The following is a 22,775-nucleotide window of genomic DNA, read 5'->3' as shown; positions in this document are numbered from 1 at the left end:
TCCGCGGCCCCGGAGGCTGGACCTGAGGCACGAGTGTTTGGCATGGCTCCGCGTGCCCGCCGGTGAAACGCGGGGGTACCGGTCGCAGAGCTGCAATCCAAGCTTGCTCCGGAGAAACGCGCGGCGCCGCCGCAGCGAAGGCGGGGACCTGATCTTCGCGACGCCGGCTCCGAGAGGCACGGTTGCGGATCAGCGGGCGGGCCGGATCGCCGGTCACCGCCGCCCGCGGCGATCAGAGGTCCATGTCGAGTTCCGGCGCCTCCGCCGTCTCGGCCGCCGCGGCGGCGCGGCGTTCGGCCTCGGGCTTGTCGAGAAGCCAGACCGTCAGGTCGACCGATCCCGCCTCGTAGGCATCGCTGCGGATCCGGGCCAGCACCACCGGGCCGCAATAGGGCTCGGCCTGCGCGCGCTGGTACTCCGCGTAGTCGGCGAAGGCCGAGGGCCAGCCGTAGTAACCCCATTCCGGTTGCAGGTAGCTCCCGTCCGGGGACTGCGCGATGATCTCTTCCCGGGTCTTTTCCGGCGCAAGCCGCAGGGCATTGCTGCCGCGCAGGGTCTTGTGGCCGCCGCAGACCTCGTTCGGGTCGAGCTCCTGCGAAGGGACGCCCCAGGCCAGGGCGTCGCCGTTCTCGCGGTCGGGCGGGCCGTACTTGTCCGTCACCGCCTTGCGGACCGCGTCGACCGTCGCGGTGCCCGGCGGCAGGTAACGATAGCGCATGAGCGCGACGGCGCCCTTGGCCTCGTCTGACGGGTCGTAGATCGACAGGATGACCTCGCGGCGGTCGGGGCCGCTGAAGCCCAGGGCATGGTCGTAGATCCCCGCCTTCGCCACCGGCGGCGAGACATGGCGGACCGCGTCCGGCATCCGCCCGGCCACCATGGTCTCGACCTCGGACAGCGGCGCGCCGAGGCGCAGCCCGAGGATGTCGTAGGAGGAGGTGTCCCGCGACGGCAGCAGGCTCTGCCAGGCGTCCTCTTCGTAGCGCTCGGCCCGGACCACCCCGCGCGTGGTCTTGTCGAACTGCCAGGTCTCCACGGCCGTCACCCCGGCCCGGATCACCAGTACGCCGCGCAGGCCGGGCTGGTCGCCGGGTCCGGGCGTCAGCGGCTGCAGGCTCACGTCCGCCGTGCTGAGCAGGTAGTCTATGGCCTGCGGACCCGAGGGCGTCACCCGCGCGACCAGCGGCGTCTCCGCCAGCACCAGCGCATCGACATAGGGTGCCGCTCCGGCGTCGATCCCGGTGCGGGCGGTCGACAGGTCGCTCGACGTTCCGCGAAGTTCGATGAAATCGCATTCCGAAGCCCCCCCGGCGCCCGACGGGTGAGACGGTCGGCCCACCACCACGTGCAGGGGCGGGCCGCCGGGCTTGGTTGCGTCGCTGGCGGGGGACACCGGCGCTTGCGGCATCGCGCCGGGCAGGATCTGCGCGATCTGCGCGACGGCGGCGCGATCGGCGACGTAGGCCTGCGGCAGCGGCCGCGCCTCCCGGCAACCGGTTTCCGGGTGCGGTCCGGACAGCCCCACCGACAGCCGCATCTGCTCGGGCAGGGCGGCGGCACGGGCGGCGCTCCACGCGGCGAAGGCCGGGAGCAGCCCCTCGACCAGCGCCGGGGACAGCTCGAGCTCCGGGTTCGCGAAGAATGGCCCCCATTGCGGGGTGTTCCCCGTCTTCTGGCCCCTGCGCTCGAGGGCGACGCGTTCGACCAGCATGCGCCGGAAGGCGCGGGCATCGTAGAGGTCCGGTTGAAGCGACAGCGCCAGCAGATCGAGACCCTCGCCGTCCAGCAAAAGGGTCTCCGGCGTCGTGAAGGCGGGCACGGGACCGGAGAATGCGGGCACAGCCGCTGCCGCGCCGGAGGCGTCCGCCGGTGCCGGCGCCACGGCTGCCGGAACGGCGGAAGCGGCTGCTGCGGCGGGCACTGCGAGTCCGAGCCGCGGGGCGGCTTCCAGCTGCTTTGACAGCACCACGCTCACGCCGCCGTTGCCATCTTCGCGCAGGAACAGCAGCCGGTCGGGCCGCATCAGCTCGAGGCCGCGGCGGCGGTCCTGCTCCTCCGCGAGGGTGACATGGGCGAAGAGCAGCGCATTGCGCGGGCCGTCGATGCTGGTGATCATCTCGTATTCGGCGGGCGTGGCGGGCAGGTGGTCGAAGGCGGCGCTCTTGGCAAAACGCAGCCCCGGCACCCCGTCGACGTTCTCGCCCATGCGGCTGGGGATCGGGAAGACGGCGACGTCGCTCAGCGGGATCCGCTGGCCTGCGGCGTCGTAGTCGCCCATCTGCACCGCGAGCCCGATCCAGAAACTGTCCGGTGCCGAGGCGATCACGCGCTGCGCTTCCTCGAGCGCGCGGGCATCGATGACGCTTTGCGGCACCTGACCCATCCGGCGGCGGAACTCCCTGCTCGAGGCGAGGTTGCGGGCCAGCTCCTCCGGCGTGCCGTGGCGCGAGGCCCAGGCGCCGAGGATCGTCTCGGCGGTGGTGGCGTAGACCTCGTCCGGCACCGGCAGGGCCTCTGCGCCCCCGGTGGCCTTCGGGGCGAAATCGCGCGTCATGAGCGGCTGCCGGCCCTCCATGTCGGCGGTGATCTGCAGCGTCTCCGGCTCCCAGGTCAGCACGACACGCTGAAGTTCGTCCAGCGTGATGGGCCCGCCGGTCTGCGGCACCGCCCGCGCCGAGACGAGCCGCATGTCGAGCCGCGCGGGCACGCTGCGTCCGGGCATTGCATCCTGCTCCAGCTGGGTCAGAAGCGCCTCGGCGGTGCCGAGTGGCACGGCCAGCGCGTCGCCAAGCCCGTCGAGCGCCCCGTCGAGGCTGCGGTTCCGCGACGGTGTCGGCAGGTAGGTCAGCTCTTCGGGCTGCAGAGCATAGGAAAACACCTCTGCGCCGATGTCGTAGTTCCCCAACTGGGCGATCCCGCGCGAGCGCACGGGCAGGGGCAGCTCGGGCGCGCGGGCCCGGATGTAGTCGGCAAGCTTGGGCTGCGCCTCCTTCAGGATCTTGGCCTGCGTGATCTCGTTGAGACTGCCGCGTTCGCCGAAGAACCCGGGCGGGACCATGCCATCGCGCGAGAGCGGATCGACGAGCTGCTCCAGCAGCATTTGCAACAGGTCGGGTGCGAACGCGCGGTCCGGGGTGCGTTCGAGCACCGCGTTCGCCCGGATGATCAGGTCGGCGTGGTGCGCCGCGACGTCGGGCGCGACGCCCATCGGGCCAAGGGTGCGCGGCGCGCCGGTCGCTTCCAGATACCAGTTCGACAGGCTCAGAAGGCGCCCGTCCTCGACCCCCGAGGCATAGGTCCCCGCGAAGGCTTCGAGCGTCTTGAGGTTCGCGGACCCGGCTGTCGCCGTCGCCGCGTCGCGCCGCCAGCTTGCCAGCAGGGTCTCCGGCGCCGGCGGCTCGTTGCTGCGCGTGCGGGGTTTGCGGAAGAGTCTGGCCTCGAGCACCTGCGCACGGATCTCCGCCGCGGGTCCGCGGTTGATCCCCGCGCGCTCCACGTCGTTGGGCAGCAGAACCTGCGGGTCGGACAGGGCCAGCGTGACGCGCAGGAAGATTTCGTCGGCGGGGAAAAGTTCGTTCCCGGGGCGCCCGGTGGGGTCGGGCGGCGGGTCCATCGCGCGAAGCTCATCGGGCAGCGGCAGCGGCAGGGGTGCGCTTTCCCGCAGGAACACCCGTGCCATCTTGTTGCCGACGTCCATCTGCAGCGTCCGCAGCGCCGCCGGGATCGACGGCTGGAGATCATGATTCACGAGAAGCTTTCCGTAGCCTGCGAGTCGAAGCTCGTTCGGCTTGCCCGGCTCGCGCCGCAGCAACCGCGCCGGCACCTTCAGGGTGATATGCTCCGGGATCGTCTCGGACGCGGCCCGCGCGGCGATTCCTTCCAGATAGTCGCGGCGTGTCTGCTCGACCATCGCGTTGAACTCGTAGGCTTCCTGCAGGTTCAGGCGGCCGGGATGGTCCGGCCGCACGTAGTCCGGATAGCCCGCCGGAAGCGGGAAACTCAGGTTGAAGCTCGGGTTGCGTATCAACGACGGCCGCTGCCCGAGAAGCCAGATGCCAAGTTGGCTGCCGACGGCTTCCTCACCCTCGAGCCCGCGCTCGATCGGCGCGCTCGGGGCCGGAGCCGCCGCGACGGCGACCGCCATCGGCGTGGTGCCATCGCCTCCCGCAACCGGCGCCGCGCCGCCCGCAAAGGGCGCCGGAACCTCGGGCGCGGCCATGAGCGCGGCGCTCAGAGGCGCTTCGGCCGGGGTCGCACAGAACTCCATGAGCATTGCCAGCGCCGCAGAGCTGCCGGACAGCCCGGCCTCGACCACCGGTGTCTGCCCCGTCGACAGGCTCAGGCGGTTGCCGCTGACGAGCGCCGCGACCAGCGGTGCGCCCACCGGGAGCGTCCCGGTCAGGACACCGGCATGGGCGGACATCGTCAGGTTTCCCTGCATCGCCGCGTCGACAAACACCGAAAGCGCGACAGGTCCCGTCGGCAGCGTGGCAGCGGCAGGCGCCACGACCCGGAGCGTCAGCATCCCGGTGAGCGCGGCACCGCTCGTTGGCCGGGCGCACTCCAGCGCCACGCGGGCAACCGGGTCGACCGTCTGCGCCATCGCCGCGCTGCTGCCCGTCGTGCGGATGAAGCTCCAGCGCCCGTCGAGCTGCGCCGCGGCGGAGGAAATCCCAGGGGCGCCACCGGGGCCGTCCCCCGTTCCCGAGGTCACCCGCAAAGCGTAAGGCCGGCCTCCCCGGCCGATGATCTCGACCGAAACGAGGCCGCCCCCCATCACGAGGGCGCGCGCATCGTTCTTCATCTCTCCGCGTGACAGCATGTCGGGCAATGCCGCGCGCATCGTGCGATCGCCGAAGACCCCGTCGCTCGAGTCCTCGGGCTGACGGATCCCGAAGCGATGGTAATTCGCCCGCTCCTGCGCAAGGATCTGGCCCGGCTGGCTCAGCGGCCGACCGCCGGAATTGTAGTGGTCGGACGAGGTGATCATGGCGGTGTAGCGGCCCAGCACCTCCTGCGCCTCTGCTCCGATGCCGAGGGACAGCGCCAGCGCCAGTCCAAGTGCCATGCTCTTGCGAAGAAAATCGGGCATTCGGTTACCTCGTATTTGCTGCAATGCGGGAGTGCAGGATGAGCTCGGGTCGGTATTCGAAGTGCATGCCGTCGAAATGGTGCCACTTGCCGCCCCAGATGAAGCCGTAGGCCTCGAAGGCCTCGATCACCTCGGGCGGGATGCGGTTGTCATAGGCCCCTACCTGTCCCTCGGTGGCCCCTGACCAGCGCCAGTAGCCTCCGAGGTCGGCATTGAGATCGACGGCGATGCCGTAGCTGTGGGCGCTCAGCCGGTCGGTGCCGCTGATCCGGCGCCAGTTGAACCCGCCGCCGGGCGTGCGGAAGGCGGCTTTCACCGCGCCGGAGCCACCATCGAGCCGGGCGACCACGGCACGCAGCTGACAATCGACCCCGCGGTGCGAGGTGACCATCACGGCGCCGTCCGAAAGCCCGGAGAACCCGACCCGGACGAGGCTGTTGCGCGCCGCCGCCTCCGACGAGAACCAGAGCATCGCGAAGAGCGGCGTGTTGCGGAACCGGCCCGGATCGAAGAACGGCGCGGTGCGTTGCTCCAGAGCCTCGGGCGACGAGCCGAGCGGATAGGTCTGCAGGAACTGGTCCATCGGGCTGGCATCGACCAGCGCCTGCCGCGGCCCAATGTCCCGCGCGGTTCCCAGCGGCAACCAGTTCGCGCCATCGCGCGAGATCGCGGCCCCGTCCGGCGAGAGCATCAGGTCGGGATAGGCCGCCAGAAGCGCCCGTACCGCGGGCGGTCGCGAGTCTTGCGGAAGCGTCAGCTCGGTGAAGTCGATGGCGGAGCAGGCGACAGCCTGGGCTGCCGCGAAAAGCGCGGCACAGGCGGCGATCCAGAAGGTCGGTAATGCGCGGAACATCAAACAGGAAGCCAGGAAATGCCAGGGATTGGCGCTCGGAAAGAATAAGAATTGAAGGCAATTTGAATGAGCCTAGGCCGATTCGTCGCATCTGAGAAGCGAGGATCACCCCTAGCCTCAGGTGTTTGATCCCATGGTTTGATGTTGCGATTCATTCGTTGGAATGGAAGGCGGCCCTATGGGACAAGCTCGTCACGGCAGCGCCACGCACTGCCACCCGGCAGTGGTTTGCGCAGCAAACCATGAGAGGGCACGCACGCCATCCGAGCTGCAATACAGCGATCCACTGCCCCCCGCAGGGTCATGCGAAGACTGAGCTCGAGAGTGGCAAGCCTCGACCGCGGCGCCAAGCCGGGCCTCGGGAGTGAGGAGGATCGGAAAGCGATCCAGTGAGTCGTTTTTTCGACGAACCCAAAGACGGTCGCGACGTGGCGCAAGCGTGAGACGGCCGAGGATCTTCAGACTGGTCCGAAGGAACCGCTCCCGACCGTTCTCAGCGAAGCCGAGGCGGCGACGATCGTCGCATTCCGAAGGCATATGCTGCTGCCGCTGGACGACGGTCTCTATGCCCTTCAGCCGTCGATCCCGCATCTGGCCCGCTCCGCACTGCATCGCTGTCTTCAGCGATGAGGGCCCGTGGCGAGGTGTCGCCAGGTGTTACAGCCCGCCGAAGTGGAAGGCCTTGGTCTCGAGGTATTCCTCGATCCCTTCCTTCGCGCCCTCGCGACCGAGGCCCGAGGCCTTCACCCCGCCGAAGGGCGCCTCGGCGTGGCTTACCGCACCGGTGTTCAGCCCCACCGGCCCCGCTTCCAGCGCCTCGCCGAAGCAGAAGGCGCGGGCCATGTCGGTGGTGTAGAAATAGGCCGCAAGGCCGAAGGGCGTGCCATTGGCGATCTCCAGTGCCTCCTCCTCGGTCTCGAAGCGGAAGATCGGGGCGACCGGGCCGAAGGTTTCCTCGGAAGCGAGGCGCATCTCCTGCGTGGCGCCGGTCAGCACCACCGGGTCGGCGAATTGCGCGGGCAGATCGCGGGTGGCCGTGGCGCGGCTTGCCCCCCTGGCCAGCGCGTCCTCGACATGGGCGGTGATCTTGCTGATCGCGGCGGCGTTGATCATCGCATTGGGGAAGTTCCGCGACGTGATGATCGCGCAGACGCCCACCGGCTCCTTCATGGCGAAGATCTTCTTGCCCGGCTCCGGCGAGGGGATGATGTGGCCGTTGATCCGCCGGGCTTCCTCGGCGAACCAGCGCACGATGGAGGCGCCGCCTCGCGGAAGAGGTCGGGATCGGTGAGGCTTGTCCGGATGTCGGCGGCAAAGGCGGTGTGAAGGGTCATGTCTCAGGCCTCCAGGGCGGCGATGACGGCTGCGGTGATTTCATCGGTGGTGTTCAGGCCGGGGCGGATGCCGATGCCCTTTGCGGTCGCAGCCTCGATGGCGGAAAGCACGGCGGCCGAGACCTCGGCCTCGCCAAGGTGGTCAAGCATCTGCGCAACCGACCAGATAGCGGCGATCGGGTTGGCGATGTTCTTGCCGGCGATGTCGGGCGCCGAGCCGTGCACCGGCTCGAACATCGAGGGAGCGCTGCGGTCGGGGTTGATGTTGGCCGAGGCCGCAAAGCCGAGCCCGCCCTGAATGGCGGCGCCGAGGTCTGTGAGAATGTCGCCGAAGAGGTTCGAGGCGACCACCACGTCGAGATCCTGCGGCGCCATCACCATCTTGGCGGCCATGGCGTCGATGTGCATGTGGCTGACGGTGACATCGGGATACTCGGCGGCCAGCTCGCGCGTCACCTCGTCCCAGAACACCATCGAGTATTTCTGCGCGTTGGACTTGGTCACCGAGGTCAGGTGCCCCCGGCGGCTGCGCGCCTGCTCGAAGCCGAAGCGCAGGATGCGCTCGACCCCGGCACGGGTGAAGACCGAGGTCTCGACCGCCACCTCGTTGTCCTTGCCCTCATGCACGCGGCCACCGGCGCCGGAGTATTCGCCCTCGGTATTCTCGCGGATGCAGAGAATGTCGAAGCCCTCCGCCTTCAGCGGCCCCTCGACCCCGGCGAGCAGCCGGTGCGGGCGGATGTTGGCGTACTGGTTGAAGGCCTTGCGGATCGGCAGCAGCAGCCCGTGCAGCGACACCGAGTCCGGCACCGTCGCCGGCCAGCCCACGGCGCCGAGGTAGATCGCATCGAAGCCGCGCAGCGTCTCGATGCCGTCCGCGGGCATCATCCGGCCGTGCTCGAGGTAATACTCGCAGGACCACGGGAAGGAGGTGGTGTCGAAGGCGAAACGCCCCTTGGCGGCCGCGCCCAGCACTTCCATCGCGGCATCGGTCACGTCAACGCCGATCCCGTCACCGGGGATCAGGGCAAGGTTATAGGTCTTCATGGAAAGCTCCTCAATTCACAGGTCGATCAGTACGGACTTGCTGCGCCGGTTTGCAAGGTAGGCCTCGCCCCCGAGGCCCGAGGCCTTCCAGCCGCCGGTCGGCAGGATGTGGTCGCGCGAGCGGCCATATCGGTTGATCCAGACGGTCCCGGCCTCGAGCCGCCGCGACAGGCACAGCGCCCGGCTGACATCGCGGGTGAAGAGGCCAGCGGCCAGCCCGTAGGTCGGATGGGCGGCCAGCGCCATGGCCTTTTCCTCGCCCTCGAAGGTCTGGAAGGTGGCGACGGGGCCGAAGATTTCCTCAGTCACCGACGGGTTGTCCTGCGTGACCCCGGCGATCAGCGTCGGCTGGTAGTAGCTGCCCTCGCGCGAGAACGGCGCGCCGACAGAGGACCTCGCCCCCCCTGCCCCGCCGCCGCACGCCGACCACCGGGTTCACCGTCTTCTGGCTGCGCTCGTCGCGGGTCATCACGTTGACGATGCAGTTGTTGCCGGCCGGCGCGGCCGGCATTCGGTCGGGGATCGCCTGAACGAAGGCGCCGAAGATCACCGAGCGCAGGCGCGCGCAGGTCAGCGAGCGCATGCCGACCGCCGCCGGGGCGACCGGGTTCAGCACTGTGCCCTCGGGCGCGATGCAGGTGAAGGGGCGGGTCAGGCCGGTGTTCAGCAGGATGCGCGGGTTCAGCGTGTAGAGCACGTATTAGATACCCACGAGCAGAATGGTGTGCCGCGGATCGCCGCCGGAGGGCACGTTGAGCGACGATGCCAACTGCGGGTCCGAGCCGGTAAAGTCGAGGATAGCCTCGTCGCCGCGGCTGGTCAGCGTCAGCTTCAGGCGGCAGGGGTTGGCCTCGTCACTGTCCTCGGCGGCGTAATCGGCGACGACATATTTGCCATCGGGGAGCTCCGAGAGGATCGCACGGGCCTGCGCCTCGGCCTGCTCCTTCAGCGCCGCGACACCCGACGGGAAACCGCGATGGCTGAAACGCTCGATCATCGCCTGCACCTTGCGCTCGCCGGTGCCGAGCGCGCCGACCAGCGCCTTGATGTCGCCGGTATTGAGCGCGGGCTTGCGCACATTGGTCGACATGATCTTCATGATCTGCTCGTCGAAGACCCCCTCGCGCACCAGTTTCACCGGCGGGAAGCGCACACCCTCCTGATGGATCTCGGTCAGCGAGCGCGACAGCGAGGCGGGCACCGCGCTGCCCATGTCGGTGCTGTGGATGTGCCCGCCGGTCCAGGGGACGATCTCGCCCTCCGAAAAGACCGGCTTCCAGAGGTGGGTGTCGGGCGCGTGGGTGGCCACGTGGCCCGAGTCGGGATCACTTGTGAAGGCGACGTCGCCGGGGCGGTATTCCTCGTCCACCACGTCGATGGCGCGGCCGTAGGTCAGCCCCGGATACCGGGTCGCGCCCAGCTCCATCGGCACGGCGAATGTGTCGCCCGCGCGGTCCATCAGCATGACGGTGAAATCCTGCGTCTCCTTGACGAAGGCGGAATGCGCGGCGCGGCATCCGCGTGCGGCTGATCGAGCGCGGCCATGTCGGTGCCGGGGCCACCGTTGCCTCCTTTGGCAACATCCGCCGCACCGGACGGGCGCTCGAGCAATTGCCGCTGGCGAAGCGCGCGCTCGACCTCTGGAGCCGCGCCGAGGAACTGCTCGGCCGCGACGACGAATTCCGCGCCACCGGCCACCTGCGGCTGATCTTCGACGAGGCCTCGCGCACCGACATGCTGCGCTTTGCCGAGGCCGCGCGGCCCTTGGGGCTAGAGCTCGACCAGCGGAGCCCGCAGAGATCCGGAGCCGCTTTCCCGACCTCGGCCCCTCAGCGATCGGCGTCAGCTTCTCGCCCCGCGACGGCAGCGCCAACCCGCGGCTGGTCGCCCCTGCCTCGCCGAGGCCGCTCCCGGCGCCGGGGGGGAGATCATCGCCCATGCCGGCGAGCCCCGGGTCGAGAAAACGGAGACCGGCTTCCAGCTCGGGCCCGGCACCGGCGACACCATGGCCGAGCTGATCGCGACCGGCACCAGCACGACGCCTGTCGCGGCGATGTCGATCACGAGGTTCGCGGCGTGAGGTCAGAATTTCGCCACCCTTCCCCATTGCGAGGTTTCGAAACGGCTCAGCCTGTACTGCCCCGTGTCGGTGATCGGCTCGCGCCCGATCAGCATGTCCGCCACCAGATGCCCGACCCCCGGCCCGATGCCGAAGCCGTGGCCCGAGAGCCCCGCCGCCAGCGTCAGCCCGGGGATGCCGATGTCCGTATCGATCACCGGCACGCCGTCGGGGGTGCTGTCGATATAGCCCGCCCACTTGGCCTGCACCGGCACATTCTCGAGCGCAGGAAGCAGCTTGCGGGCGCGGGCGAGGGCTTCGTTGACCAGGACTTCGGACGGCTTGGGATCGAGGATACGCATCCGCTCCATCGGCGTCTCGCGGTCGAGCGCCCAGATCTCGCGCGTCTCGAAACCGGCCTTCCAGGCCTGAAGGCCACCCGGCGACAGCGCGCGCCAGCGCTTGGCGAACATCGGCAGGAAATGCTTGGCCCCGCGGATCGCCCCGGGCGTGGGATCGAGGTTGCTGCGCCCCGAGATCGCCAGCGTGTGCGCCCCGTCGCCGCGTCGGGTGATCGAGACGGCGGCGGTGTGCAGCGCCGGCGGCAGCCCTTCGGCCCCTGGCGCCACCGACAGGATCGAGCTGCGCACCGAGGCCTGCGGGAAGACGATGCCCGACTGGTGCAGGAAGCTCGCCGCCCAGGCCCCGCCCGAGAGCACCACCTGTTTCGTGTGGATCGTGCCCTTCTCGGTGATCACCGCCGAGACCGTTCCGCCGCACGTCTCGATGCCGCGCGCCGCGCAATTCTGGATCACCGCACCGCCGTGCTTGAGGATGCCCTTGGCAATGAGCGGCGCCGCGCGCGACGGATCGGCGATCCCGTCGGTGGGCGACCAGACGCCGCCCGCCCAGCTCTTGTTGGTGGCGCTGCCGCGCTCGGCCGCCTCAGCGGCGCTCAGCATACGCGTGTCCACTCCCTCGCCTCGGGCGAAGATGCCCCAGCGCGCCCAGCCGTCGAGCTCGGCCTGATCATCCGAGAGGTAGAGCAGCCCGCAGCGCCGGAAGCCGAGGTCCTCGCTGATGTCCGCGGCCATGTCCTCCCAGAGCGAGAGGCTCTTCGTGGAAAGCGGCAGTTCTCGCGCGTCGCGGTTCTGCTGACGGCACCAGCCCCAGTTGCGGCTCGACTGCTCGGCGCCGACGCGTCCCTTCTCGAGCAGCACCACCTTCATCCCCGCCCGCGCCAGCCAGTAGGCGGCACTGGTGCCGACGATGCCCGCGCCGATCACCACACAATCGGCTGTTTCGGGCAGGTCGTTCCGAGTCTCGATGTGCAGCAAGGGGGCGGTCATGGTCTTCTCCTGTAGTCCCGGAATCTTCTACGATGGTGCCCCCAGATGCATGTCCCGGATCAAGGGCGCATCACGGCATTTCCTGTCGAATGCGGATGACCTGAGGGCCGCTCTGCCCTTCACAGGGAGCGTACGGCGCGCAGACTCCGGGGGAAAAAAGACCATGACTCCCCGTTACAAGCTCGACCGGATCGACCTGAAGATCCTCGCCGAGTTGCAGCGAAGTGACCAGATGGGCATTGTTGCATATCTCTGATGTCAGCGGATTCACTTTGCGAATCCATGCGGTTAGATGGGCTGCATGAGCAAGGCCCCTCCCGCCCGCTATCGTACGACGAACTGGTCCAGCGACAACGCGTCGCTGCGCAAGCGGGGGTCTCCGCTGATCCACTGACCGACAGGGCATTGCGCGGCAATGTCCCGAGAGGTTGGGTGGACAAGGATATGACCTGGCACGCGCCGCGTGACGGGCGGCCGGGACGCCCTCCGGTCTTTTCCGATGCCGCTATCCAGCTCTGCCTGTCCACTGCCCGACAGGGCCTTGTGCAACAAGGTCCCGAAAGGGGATCAGAATTCTGTTCAGGCTACCGTTGCGCCAGACCGCCGGCATGGTCGCCAGCCTGCTCGGGTTAGCGGGGCTGGACTGGCCCGTACCGGACTTCTCCACCCTGTGCCGCAGACTGAAAACCCTGGCCGTGCAGATCCCCCGTCGCCGTGCTGACGGGCCGTTGAACCTGCTCGTGCCCTCTCGGGACATCACTGCGTGATGCCCTGCCGGGTGACAGACAGCACCGGCATCAAGCTCCTCGGCGACGGCGAATGGCAAGCCCGCAAGCATGGCCCGCAGGGCCGGCGGCAGTGACGCAAGGTCCATCTGGCCATGGATCCGGCCATTTCGGACATCCGCGCCGTGGAATTCACTCCCAGCCGCGACGGCCCCTCTCGTGGTTGTGCGGCGCAAACCACTGCCGGGCAGTGGACAGCCCCGTGCTGCCAGACCTGCTGAGCCAGATCCCGGTGGGCGAGCAGATCGGCACCGTCACCGCCCCCTCTCGGCAGATTGCTGCGCAATCGCCTGCCGGGCAGTGGATGCGCTGCCTGAAAGCCCTCGGCGAACGCATCGCCGCGAGAGCCCCGACCGCCAGACCGCCGAAATCCACATCCGTATCGCCATCATGAACCGCTTCTCGGCCCTCGGCACCGCCGAGATCGAACGCGTGCCATGACGTCAGCGGGGTAAGGGGACGTCACGCCTCAAGCCGGATTTCTGCAACAATGCCCGTCAGATGGCAGAATGGGCAGCGATGCTCGTGTCCGAAATGGTCACCGCAGATGTCGTCGGGCGACAATCCAAGCGCTGCAACCTCGGCGCGGATGATGGTTTTTCGTCGGGCGCCATCATCCGCGCGGAAGCAATGCTTCCGACTGCCAGAAGCAGTACGGCAAACATTGTGATTGCGATATGTCGCGCGCGGGAACCCATTTTTTCCGGATACATGCCCAGTGCAACGGGGGACATAGGCTTGTAGAATACATCCCGCATTTTATGGCATACGCGCATCAAGACTTGATGCCAAACCACGTAGGAGAGGTTTCATGTCGCGTTTCAGCTGACGAGGATGCATGCAAAGAGTCACGATCACCTTGTCCGATGACATTGCAGACGCATTGGACGCCCTGATGTCCGAAAGCGGCGCGGGAAACCGCTCGGAGGCGATCCGGGATCTCATTCGGCGCGCGATGACACGCAACCACGACGGGGTGCCGGAACAGTCGCCGTGTCTCGGCGTTGCGTCCTATACGGTCGATCAATCCGTCCGAAGCCTTGGCGCGCGGCTGGCGCAAAGACGGCTTGACGGACATGACCGACATGTGGCTGCCCTTTCCATACCCCTCGATCACACGACGGCCTTGGAGGTCGAGGTGACCCGAGGCCCGCTCGGTGTGCTGGTTTCGGCGGCAGAGGCGCTGTTCCTGGAACGCGGCGTGGCACATGGGTCTCTATCGCTGATCCCGGTCGACGAAGAAGACAGGACCCATGTCCACGCTCATGATCCCGCGTCGCGTCCGCACAGCCATCTGACCGTCAAGCCGGGATTCCCGAGATAGATCGCGGATAAGGCGGAAGGATCGCCTCTCGGAGCGCCCGCGATGCCGGATGCGCAAGGGCCGAAAGCCTGCCGGAAGCGGCCTCCTCGACAAGACGCCCCTCTGCCATCACCAGCACACGTGCCGCGAAACGCTCGACCAGCCTCAGGTCGTGGGTGACAAAAAGGCAGGCGATGCCGGTCGCCTCCCGAATTCTCGCGATGAGGTCCAGAGTGACGGCCTGCAGATGGAGATCGAGGTTGGAAACCGCCTCGTCAAGGATCAGAAGGCGCGGCGACGGCGCCAGCGCGCGCGCGATGCAGACCCTTTGCAACTGCCCGCCGCTCAACTGTCCGGGGCGCGCATCGGCCATCGCAACCGGCAGCTCCACCTGCGCCAGCAATGTCGCGACCCTGTCCCGCCGCTCTGCGCCGGTCAGAGGTGCCAGATGGCGCAGCGGCTCGGCAATGATCCGGCCCACTGTCAGGCGGGGATTGGTGGCTTCGGGGCTATCCTGAAACACCATCTGTACAGCACGGCGCATTCCCTGCCGTTCCCTGGCCGTCAGACTGCGCAGGGAACGCCCCTCGAACAGGACCTCGCCTGCCGTCGGCGTCTCGAGACCGCACAGCAGGCGGGCCAAGGTGCTCTTGCCACAGCCGGAGCGACCAAGCAACGCCACCGTCTCGCCTTGCCCGATCTCCAGCGAGATGTCCGACACGGCAGTGCGCTGGCGTGTGCCCCCGAGAAGACTTCGGCTGACATAGCGATGCGTCAGGTTGCGGGCGGAAATCAGGCTCATGCGGAAAGCTCCAGACCATAGAGGGCAAGGTGCGCGGAAATCAGCATCCGCGTGACCGGATGGCGGGGCGCGTGGAAGATCTGCCCGACCGGCCCCTGTTCGACCAGCCGTCCCGCATCAAGCACCGCCACCTCGTCGGCCAGTCGCGCGACAACGCCCATGTCATGGGTGATCAGCAGCAGTCCGAGCCCCCTGCGGTCGCGCATCTCCGCCAGCAGATCCAGAATGCGCGCCTGCACGACGAGGTCGAGATCGGTCGTCGGCTCATCCGCAAAGAGGAACTCCGCCCGGCTCAGCAGCGCGATCGCGATGGCCATGCGCTGCAGCATGCCGCCGCTCATCTCGAAAGCATGCAGATCGAGGATGCGCGCCGGATCTTCCAGCCCGACGTCTTCGAGCACCTCCCTGGCTGCAGCCTCGTCCCAGTCCTTCTCCAGCGCAACCATCGTTTCCCGCAGATGGTCGCGCATCGAGCGCAGCGGGTTGAAGCCGCTGCGCGGGTTCTGCAGGATCGACGCAACCCGCCGCCCCCGAAGGCTGGCGGGCGCAACGGGCGTGCCATCAAGGTAGACCTGCCCGCTGACATTCAGGTTGCCCGCGGCGATACCAAGGGCGGCGGCGCAGGCGGTGGATTTTCCCGAACCGCTTGCCCCCACCAGCGCCAGCACACGGCCCGAAGCCACGGTAACGTCCAGACCGGAGAGGATCTGCGTCGGCTCGCGCCCTCCGGTCGAGACGCTCAGGTTCGCGATATGCAGGGTCCGGGTCATGCGTGCGCCCCCTTCAGATGCGGATCCAGACGGTCGCGCAACGCGTCGCCCAGCAGGTTGAAGGCCATGACGGACAGGAACAGCGCCAGCCCGGGCCAGAAGATCAGCATCGGCGAGGTCCAGACGAACTGCCGCGCATCCGCGATCATCACCCCCCACTCCGCGGTCGGGGCCTGCACGCCCAGCCCGAGGAAGGACAGCCCCGACACATGCAGCATCATGTGCCCGATATCGAGCGTGGCCAGCACGATCATCTGCGAGAAGGTTGCCGGCAGCAGATGCTCGACAAAGATGCGAAAACGTCCCGCACCGGAAAGCTGCGCGGCGCGCAGGAAATCCCGGTGGCGCATCGACAGCACGATGCCCCGGGTGATGCGCGCGTACCAGGCCCAGTGCGACAGCGCGATCGCGATGATGACATTGACGAGCCCGGTCCCCAGCATCCCGATCATGAAGAGGGCAAGGATCAGGGTCGGGAAGGTCATGAACACATCGGCCACGCGCATGATCACCTGATCGACCCGCCCGCCTGCATAACCTGCGATGCCGCCGAGGCTCAGCCCGATGCCCAGGATGATGGCGAGAGTGATCATGACGCATCCGAGCGAGACCCTGGTGCCGGCGATCAGGCGTGAGAGGATGTCTCGCCCCAGATGGTCCGTCCCCAGCAGGTGACCCGCACTGCCGGCTGGCTGCAGGCGGCTGGCCAGATCAACCGCATTGGGGTCATGCGGCACGAGCCAGGGACCTGCGAGTGCCGCAACGGCGAGCAGCAAGACGATGGATCCTGCGATCCAGAACAGACCCAGTCGGAACCGCCGGGCGGGGTTCAGGGGCCGGATTCCCCGCGAGTTTCCAGAAGACACGGTGGTCATGCGGTATCTCCTGTGCTGCGGCGTATGCGTGGATCGGCCAGCGCATAGACAATGTCGACAAGGAGATTGCAGAGCACGAAGATCACCACCATCAGAAGCGTGAAGCACTGGATCACCGGGTAATCCCGGTTGAGGATCGCCGAGACCGCATAGCGGCCGACGCCGGGCCAGCCGAAGATCGTCTCGATCACCAGCGTGCCGCCCAGCAGCTCGCCGACATGCATCCCCATGGCGGTGATGATCGGCAGCCAGGCGTTCCGCAGGATGTGGCGCCGCTCGACGACCCGGTCAGAGAGGCCGCGCAGGCGCGCATAGCGGACATGGCGCTGGCCTGCCACCTCCAGCATCGAGGCCCTCAAGAGCCGCGCGTTGATCGCAAGTGACATGAAGGCCACGGCGATGACCGGCATCACCAGACTGGGCGGCCCGTCGCGGCCCATCGGAGGGAGCCAGCCGAGATGGACCGAGAACACCATGACCAGCAGGAAGCCGAGCCAGAAGTTCGGCATCGAGACCCCGAGGAAGGCAATCAGCCGCACGGCATGGTCGGGCCAGCGGTCCCGATACCGCGCGGCCCATATCCCGAGCGGCACTGAGATGATCATCGTAAAGGCGAGCGCCGTGCCTGCCAGCGCCAGTGTCGCTGGCAGAAAATGCAGGATATCGGGCAGGACAGGCCGCTGCAGCGCGTAGGATGTGCCGAAGTCTCCGGCCAGCGCGCGGCCGATCCAGTTCAGGTATTGCGTGCTGAGCGGCAGGTCGAGGCCAAGGAACCGGCGGGCCTCCTCCAGCGCCTGCGGCGTGGGCGGAACCTTCGACAGGCGCAGGTAGTCGAGGGCGGGATCGCTCGGCCCGAGGCGGAGCATCAGGAAGATCACCAGAGAAGCACCGAAAAGCATCGGCACGATCAGAAGAAGTCGGCGCAGGATATAGGCAGTCATGGAGGATCAGGTATCCGGCGTCAGTTTCTCGAAGGGGATTTCGCTCGACATGGCACCGAAGACCAGCCGCCCCACCTCGGGCCGGGCCACCGCCATCGCCGTGGCATAGGTCAGCGGCAAGTACACTGCCTCCTCATGGAAGCGCGTCAGAAGGTCCCGGTAAAGGTCGGCCCGCTGCGTCTCGTCGGTGGAGATCAAGACCTCGCCGATCTTCCGGTCGATCTCCGCCTTGTCCGCCAGACCCAGCTGGGCCTGATAATCGGCATGGGACGGTACGCGCATGGAGCTGAGGAAGGCATGCGGATCATAGGGGGCACCCCATGTGCGGTTGAAGATAAGGTGGAATCTGCCATCGCGCTGGCGGGCGTAGATGCTGCTTTCCTCTTCGCCGATCAGATTGATACCGATCCCGACGGAAGCGAGATCTGCCTGCAATATCTCGGCCTTCGCCTTGGCCACGGCATCGGTGCCGACGAAGCAGAGGTCGAGGATCAGAGGCGCGCCATCCTTCGTCCGGGGCTGCCCCTCGCCCGTCACGGTCCAGCCGTCCTCCTCCAGGATCTTCCGCGCCTGCTCCGGGTTATGGGCATAGGGTTCGAGCCCGATGTCGGCATAGGGCACGTTGGGCGCGAACAGCGTGTCGGCCCGCCGCTCCGTGCCATGCAGGATCAGCGCGATCATGGCGCCCTTGTCGACGGCGTGATTGATCGCCCGGCGCACGGACAGATCCCGCGTCGCCCCCCGCGCGGTATTCAGCGCCAGATCGCTGGTCTCCATCGGCGCGGACAGTCCGGTGGTGAAGTCTCCCAAGGCCGCGAACTCAGCGTAAGAGTCCGGCGAAAGCGGCCCCTCGACCCCGTAAACCATATCGATCTGTCCGGTCCGCAGGGCAATCGCGCGGGTATTGGGATCGGGAATGACCTGCACTTCGACCTCGGCATAGGCAGGGGCATCGCCCCAGTAGCGGTCATTGCGGGAGAAGAGATCGCGTTCCCCTAGCGAGCTTTCGGTCAGCATCCAGGGCCCCGTCCCCACCGGGGCGACGATCCCGTCTTTCGTGCCGCCGTGAACGAACTGCGACGGCGCGATGAAGCGGAACGGACGCGGCAGCGCGAGCTCCTGTAGGGCAGGATAATACGGATCCTTCAACGACAGCTTCAGCGTCATCGGCGCGACCACCTCGGCGCCAACGATCTGGTTGGCCAACTCCAGCCAGGCATGCCGCTCACGATTGGCGAGTACCGCGTCGATATTGGCCTTCGCCGCAGCTGCATCGAACGGTTCACCATTCGAGAACATGACGCCCTCGCGCAGCTCGAACGTATAGGTGCGCCCGTCTTCCGAGATGCTCCAGGAGGCTGCGAGCCAGGGCACGACCTGACCGTCTTCCCGGTAGCGGACCAGAGGTTCGTACACCATGTTCTGAGCGAACATCTGGTTGGGCGAATAAAGATGCGGATTCAAAGGTCCGACGTTCAATGGCCAGGCGAAGCGCAGGCGCCCGGCCGCGCTGCGGCCAGCTGCGAGGCTGCCGAGTGGCGATGAGATGACGGCACCCAGAACGGGCAAAGACAAGAATGAGCGACGCGAGAACATGGCACCTCCGAGTATGATTTTTGTAATTTTATATCATACTCGCAGTTGCCGTACCGCTATCGACGTGTCAATACAATTGGCCTGGCAGCCGTTCTTCGAAGAACCAAAGAACGGCTGCCAGGCTATGGGTTCGGCACTTGCAGCTTCGACCGTCGATGAGGTTCACTACTCCGGTGTTCCAACCAACGTCTGCAAGATCTCCTCAACGTCATCCAGCAGTTCCGCCCAGCTTTTCTCATCGTTCAAGCCGTTAATCCGCATTAGGAACAGGCCTTCGACCGCCAGGAAGGCCACGCGGGCGGCGCGGGCTTCTGGTCCATCACCGGACAGGCGGGCGAAAACCCCGCGATACCAATCACGGGTCTCCTGCATGTTGGCAGGATCCTCCAGATAGCTGACCAGCAGCGCCGCCATCTTGGCGTTCAGCGCCTGCTGCGAGGCGCGTGTCGCCGCGATGTAGCGCTGCACGAAGCGCACCGGGTCCTCGGGCGGTGGGTCGCCCAGCAGTTCGTCGAACTGCGCGGTCCAGCGGTCAATCAGCGCACGCACGATCGCGTCCTTGCTGACGAAGGAATATTGCACCCCGCCCTTGGACACGCCCGCGGCCTGCGCCAGAGCGCCAATGGTCAGCGCGGCCCCGCCACGGCTGCGCACGATGTCCTCGGCCACGTTCAGCAGCCCGTCGCGGGTGATCCTCGCCGTCCGGCCCATCGCTTCCCTCCGAGCTATTGCAATCCATACGTATGTATTTAAACCAACATCTGTCCGAAGACTCAACAGGCGCGCGATGACCACCCCACGTCCCGATCCCAAGCGCTGGCTGGTCCTGCTGGCAGTGATGCTGGCCTTCCTCCCGGTTGTGCTGGACATGACCATCCTGCATGTCGCGGTGCCCAGCCTGACCCAAGCCCTGCGTGCCTCGTCGACCGAGGTGCTGTGGATCATCGACATATATCCGCTGCTGATGGCGGGGTTGCTTGTGCCGATGGGCACGCTGTCAGATCGGGTCGGCAACCGGCGGATCCTGTTGGGCGGGCTGGTCGTCTTCGCCGCCGCCTCCGCCTTCGCAGCCTTCGCGCAAAGCCCGGCCCAGCTGATCGCCGCGCGCGTGGTGCTGGCGCTTGGCGGGGCGATGATCATGCCCTGTGTGCTGGGGCTGATCCGCAAGACCTTCGAGGATCCGGGCGAACGGGCCATGGCGCTCGGCCTCTGGGGGACGGTCGGGGCGGCGGGCGCGGCCATGGGTCCCGTGATCGGCGGCGCGCTGCTGGAGCATTTCTGGTGGGGGGCGGTCTTTCTCATCAATGTGCCTGTGATGCTGGTCGTGGCCCCGGCCTGCTTCCTGCTGCTGCCCCGGGCCGAGCGCGTGAGCCCGGGTCCCTGGCCCCTCGGCCAGGCGCTGCTGCTGATCGCGGGGATGATCGCGGTGGTCTACGGCATCAAGGCGGGCTTCGGCGCCAAACATCCGCCCGTGGTGACGGGAGCCGTGCTTGCGGGCGGCGCGGCCCTTCTTGCGATATTCGTGCGCCAGCAGCTGCGCGCGGCGGCGCCGATGCTGGACCTGTCGCTGCTGTCGCATCCCGCCATCCTGGCGGGGCTGATGATGGCGCTGGTGGCCTCTGGCGCGTTGGCCGGGGTCGAGCTGACGCTGGCGCAGGAATTGCAATTCGTGCTGGGCAAGACGCCGCTCGAGGCCGGGCTGTTCATGGTGCCGATCATGGCGGCAGCGGCCGTGGGCGGGCCGATAGCGGGCTGGCTGTCCAACCGCTTCGGCCTGCGCCTGGTGGCGGCCCTGTCGCTTGCCATGGCGGCGCTGTCGCTGCTGTTTCTGGCGTATCAGGATTTCAACGACCCCGGCTGGCATGTGCCCGCAGTGTTGGCCCTTCTGGGTCTGACGCTCAGCATCGGGCTGACCGCATCCTCGATCGCGATCATGGGCGCCGTCGAGGCCGAGGATGGCGGCGCGGCGGGATCGCTGGAGGCCACGGGATACGAGCTGGGCACAGGCCTCGGCATCACCGTCTTCGGCGTCTTCATGGCCAGCACCTTCGCAGGCGCCATCGAGATGCCGGCAGAGCTGCCCTCCGATCTGGCCGCCGCGGCCTCCCGCAGCATCGGCGACGCCTACATCGTCGCCGCGGGGCTGCCGGAAAACCAGGGCGCGGCACTGATCGCCGCTGGCAAGGCGGCCTTCAGCCAGACCCATGCCGTCCTGCTGACCAGCGCGGCCGCCGTGATCATGGCCCTGGCGGGGGCTGTCTGGATCACCCTTGCAGGGCACCGCCCGTCCGCCAACGCCGCGACCCATTGAACCCCGGGCCGAAAGGGACATCCATGACGCCGATCGAAACCGAACGCCTCGTTCTTCGAAACTTCCGCCGCGAGGACGCGGAGGGTCTTCTGGCCTATCTGGCCTCTCCGGTCGCGAGCTGCTTTCTCTCGCTGACCCTTCGGGACATGGATGCCGCCCTGGCCGAGGCCGACCGGCGCGCCGCGGACGACGCACAGATCGCCGTCTGCCTCAAGGACAGCGACCAGCTCATCGGCGACGTCTTCGCACACCCCGAGGGCGACACGGTCTCGGTTGGATGGAACTTCAATCGGGCGTTTTCAGGACAGGGCTATGCGTTTGAGGCTGCACATGCTCTGTTTGCCGATCTGTTTGAGGCCCAAGGCATGCGCCGCCTCTATGCCTATGTCGAAGATCACAACGTGCCCTCGCAGAAGCTTTGCGAACGGTTGGGAATGCGACGGGAGGGGCTGTTTCTGGACTACATTTCCTTCCAGAACGACGATGCCGGCCAGCCTGTCTACGAGAACACCATGCAATACGCACTTCTGCAACGGGAATGGGGCGCCTCCAGCAAGCGGCAGGCGAAATGCAAGTTCAGGTAAGTCGTCCCGCAAGGACACTTGCACAGCTTTATCAGCTTGCTTTGGTAGAAGGCGGCGGTGGGCATTGGGGCCGACGGCCACATAGGGCGTATTTCGTTGAAAAACTCGCCCTTGATCGAAGCGCTTGCGGCTGATTCAATTCCCGCATTGGGTGGGAGGACTGGCGATGATGGGACCGCGGCAGGAGGCGCAGCCGGCGCTGTTCTACGAGGTCTCGCTCGAGGATCATGTGCCCCAGAGCCACCTCCTGCGCACCATCGACCGGTTCGTGGATCTGTCCGGCCTCCGTGCCTACCTCGCCGGTCTCTGCAGCCATACCGGGCGGCCTTCCGTCGATCCCGAGTTCCCCATCCGACTGCTGCTTGTTAGGTAGTGCTTCGGCATCCGGTCGGAGCGGCGGCTGTGCGAGGAAGTTCATCTCAACCTGGCTTGTCGCTGGTTTTGCCACCCTGGCCTCAGCGACCGGGTCCCGGATCACTCGACCTTCTCGAAGAACCGGCATGGCCGTTTCCGCGAGAGCGAGTTGCTGCGCTACCTGTTCGAGTCGACCGTCGCGCGGTGCATTGAAGAGGGCTTGGTAAGCGGCCAGCGCATGGCCGTTGATGCCAGCTTCATCGAGGCCGATGCCAACAAGCAGAACTCTACTCCGAAGGAAGAGTGGGATCCGGCGCAGGTCGATCCTGCTGATGCCCCGCGGGCCGATCGCGAGTATCCCGAGACGCTGGACGAGGCCGCGTTCGGTGCCGCCAGCGAGGTCCAGCCGAAGTTCACCTCCCACTCGGATCCGGCCAGCCAGTGGACGGCAGCTCGCAAGGGGCCGGCATTCTTCAGCTATTCCGACAACAACCTGATCGACATGGACCATGGCGTGATTGTGGACGTAGAGGCGACGAGATCCATCCGGCAAGCAGAGGTCGGTTCGACCAGGACCATGCTGGACCGGGTCAAGGCCAGGTTCGACCTCCATCCCGAGCGCCTGATCGCGGATACCGCCTGCGGCACCGGGCCGATGCTGGGCTGGCAGGTAGAGCGCAAGACTGCCCCGCATATTCCAGTCTTCGACAAGTCCGAACG

Annotated in this window: 15 protein-coding genes and 5 pseudogenes; 7 read left to right on the top strand and 13 right to left on the bottom strand. The window is 67.2% G+C overall.

Going from position 1 to position 22,775, the window contains the following annotated elements:
* Nucleotides 1-232: 232 nt before the first annotated feature.
* Both BLQ77_RS29125 and BLQ77_RS25175 read right to left on the bottom strand, forming a co-directional pair.
* Complete coding sequence (locus BLQ77_RS29125) at nt 233-5,092, bottom strand: hypothetical protein (RefSeq protein ID WP_207545897.1); 4,860 nt, start codon at nt 5,090-5,092, stop codon at nt 233-235.
* A gap of 4 nt (nt 5,093-5,096) precedes the next feature.
* Nucleotides 5,097-5,945 (bottom strand): M15 family metallopeptidase, encoded by an 849-nt coding sequence (locus tag BLQ77_RS25175; RefSeq protein ID WP_242661863.1) that lies wholly within the window; start codon nt 5,943-5,945, stop codon nt 5,097-5,099.
* Nucleotides 5,946-6,344: 399 nt separating this feature from the next.
* Between BLQ77_RS25175 and BLQ77_RS29555 the strand changes: the two are divergent.
* Nucleotides 6,345-6,572: pseudogene (locus tag BLQ77_RS29555) on the top strand (IS481 family transposase); the annotation flags it as partial.
* 30 nt (nt 6,573-6,602) lie between these two features.
* Here BLQ77_RS29555 and BLQ77_RS25165 read toward each other — a convergent pair.
* From BLQ77_RS25165 to BLQ77_RS29545, 4 genes and pseudogenes are all read right to left on the bottom strand, one after another.
* Nucleotides 6,603-7,196, bottom strand: a complete 594-nt coding sequence (locus BLQ77_RS25165; protein WP_242661862.1) for an aldehyde dehydrogenase family protein — start codon at nt 7,194-7,196, stop codon at nt 6,603-6,605.
* 86 nt (nt 7,197-7,282) lie between these two features.
* On the bottom strand, nt 7,283-8,326 hold the full coding sequence (locus BLQ77_RS25160; RefSeq protein WP_089963814.1) for a tartrate dehydrogenase: 1,044 nt from the start codon (nt 8,324-8,326) through the stop codon (nt 7,283-7,285).
* A gap of 15 nt (nt 8,327-8,341) precedes the next feature.
* Nucleotides 8,342-8,668 carry an aldehyde dehydrogenase family protein gene (locus BLQ77_RS29550; RefSeq protein ID WP_242661865.1) on the bottom strand — a complete coding sequence of 109 codons (327 nt, stop codon included), beginning with the start codon at nt 8,666-8,668 and terminating at the stop codon, nt 8,342-8,344.
* Nucleotides 8,628-9,785: pseudogene (locus BLQ77_RS29545) on the bottom strand (hydantoinase B/oxoprolinase family protein). The gene BLQ77_RS29550 and the pseudogene BLQ77_RS29545 overlap by 41 nt, the downstream one beginning before the upstream one ends.
* A 62-nt stretch (nt 9,786-9,847) precedes the next feature.
* Between BLQ77_RS29545 and BLQ77_RS29920 the strand changes: the two are divergent.
* A pseudogene (locus BLQ77_RS29920) lies at nt 9,848-10,063 on the top strand (FAD-dependent oxidoreductase); the annotation flags it as partial.
* A gap of 345 nt (nt 10,064-10,408) precedes the next feature.
* Here the strand turns inward: BLQ77_RS29920 and BLQ77_RS25140 are convergent.
* On the bottom strand, nt 10,409-11,734 hold the full coding sequence (locus tag BLQ77_RS25140; RefSeq protein ID WP_089963812.1) for an NAD(P)/FAD-dependent oxidoreductase: 1,326 nt from the start codon (nt 11,732-11,734) through the stop codon (nt 10,409-10,411).
* 301 nt (nt 11,735-12,035) lie between these two features.
* On the opposite strand from BLQ77_RS25140, the pseudogene BLQ77_RS25135 reads away from it, so the two are divergent.
* A pseudogene (locus BLQ77_RS25135) lies at nt 12,036-12,960 on the top strand (transposase).
* 397 nt (nt 12,961-13,357) lie between these two features.
* Entirely contained in the window at nt 13,358-13,843 is a 486-nt protein-coding gene (nikR, locus tag BLQ77_RS25125) for a nickel-responsive transcriptional regulator NikR (RefSeq protein WP_089963810.1), read from the top strand.
* Here nikR and nikE read toward each other — a convergent pair.
* From nikE to BLQ77_RS25095, 6 genes are all read right to left on the bottom strand, one after another.
* Nucleotides 13,821-14,624, bottom strand: coding sequence for a nickel import ATP-binding protein NikE (gene nikE / locus BLQ77_RS25120; RefSeq protein WP_089963808.1), 804 nt, complete (start codon nt 14,622-14,624; stop codon nt 13,821-13,823). The genes nikR and nikE overlap by 23 nt on opposite strands.
* Entirely contained in the window at nt 14,621-15,394 is a 774-nt protein-coding gene (locus BLQ77_RS25115; RefSeq protein WP_089963807.1) for an ATP-binding cassette domain-containing protein, read from the bottom strand. Before BLQ77_RS25115 ends, nikE begins: the two co-directional genes overlap by 4 nt.
* Nucleotides 15,391-16,269, bottom strand: coding sequence for a nickel ABC transporter permease subunit NikC (gene nikC, locus BLQ77_RS25110; protein ID WP_207545895.1), 879 nt, complete (start codon nt 16,267-16,269; stop codon nt 15,391-15,393). Before nikC ends, BLQ77_RS25115 begins: the two co-directional genes overlap by 4 nt.
* The gene (gene nikB, locus BLQ77_RS25105) at nt 16,266-17,210 is read right to left on the bottom strand and encodes a nickel ABC transporter permease subunit NikB (RefSeq protein ID WP_008887985.1); all 945 of its coding nucleotides are present in this window, start codon (nt 17,208-17,210) and stop codon (nt 16,266-16,268) included. The genes nikC and nikB overlap by 4 nt, the downstream gene beginning before the upstream one ends.
* Before the next feature lie 6 nt (nt 17,211-17,216).
* Nucleotides 17,217-18,806, bottom strand: coding sequence for a nickel ABC transporter substrate-binding protein (gene nikA, locus BLQ77_RS25100; protein WP_089963805.1), 1,590 nt, complete (start codon nt 18,804-18,806; stop codon nt 17,217-17,219).
* Nucleotides 18,807-18,971: 165 nt separating this feature from the next.
* Nucleotides 18,972-19,517: a TetR/AcrR family transcriptional regulator gene (locus BLQ77_RS25095; protein WP_089963803.1), complete on the bottom strand. Its 546-nt coding sequence runs from the start codon at nt 19,515-19,517 to the stop codon at nt 18,972-18,974.
* Nucleotides 19,518-19,593: 76 nt separating this feature from the next.
* On the opposite strand from BLQ77_RS25095, the gene BLQ77_RS25090 reads away from it, so the two are divergent.
* The 3 genes and pseudogenes from BLQ77_RS25090 to BLQ77_RS25080 form a co-directional block, all read left to right on the top strand.
* Nucleotides 19,594-21,117 carry an MFS transporter gene (locus BLQ77_RS25090; protein WP_089963801.1) on the top strand — a complete coding sequence of 508 codons (1,524 nt, stop codon included), beginning with the start codon at nt 19,594-19,596 and terminating at the stop codon, nt 21,115-21,117.
* A gap of 23 nt (nt 21,118-21,140) precedes the next feature.
* Entirely contained in the window at nt 21,141-21,701 is a 561-nt protein-coding gene (locus tag BLQ77_RS25085) for a GNAT family N-acetyltransferase (protein ID WP_089963799.1), read from the top strand.
* A gap of 166 nt (nt 21,702-21,867) precedes the next feature.
* Nucleotides 21,868-22,775 (top strand): annotated as a pseudogene (locus BLQ77_RS25080) (transposase); the annotation flags it as partial.

The sequence above is a fragment of the Salipiger thiooxidans genome (genome assembly GCF_900102075.1).
Taxonomy (GTDB): Bacteria; Pseudomonadota; Alphaproteobacteria; order Rhodobacterales; family Rhodobacteraceae; genus Salipiger; species Salipiger thiooxidans.
Note: the sequence above shows the minus strand (reverse complement) of the source record. Positions and strands in the feature narration are given on the sequence as shown.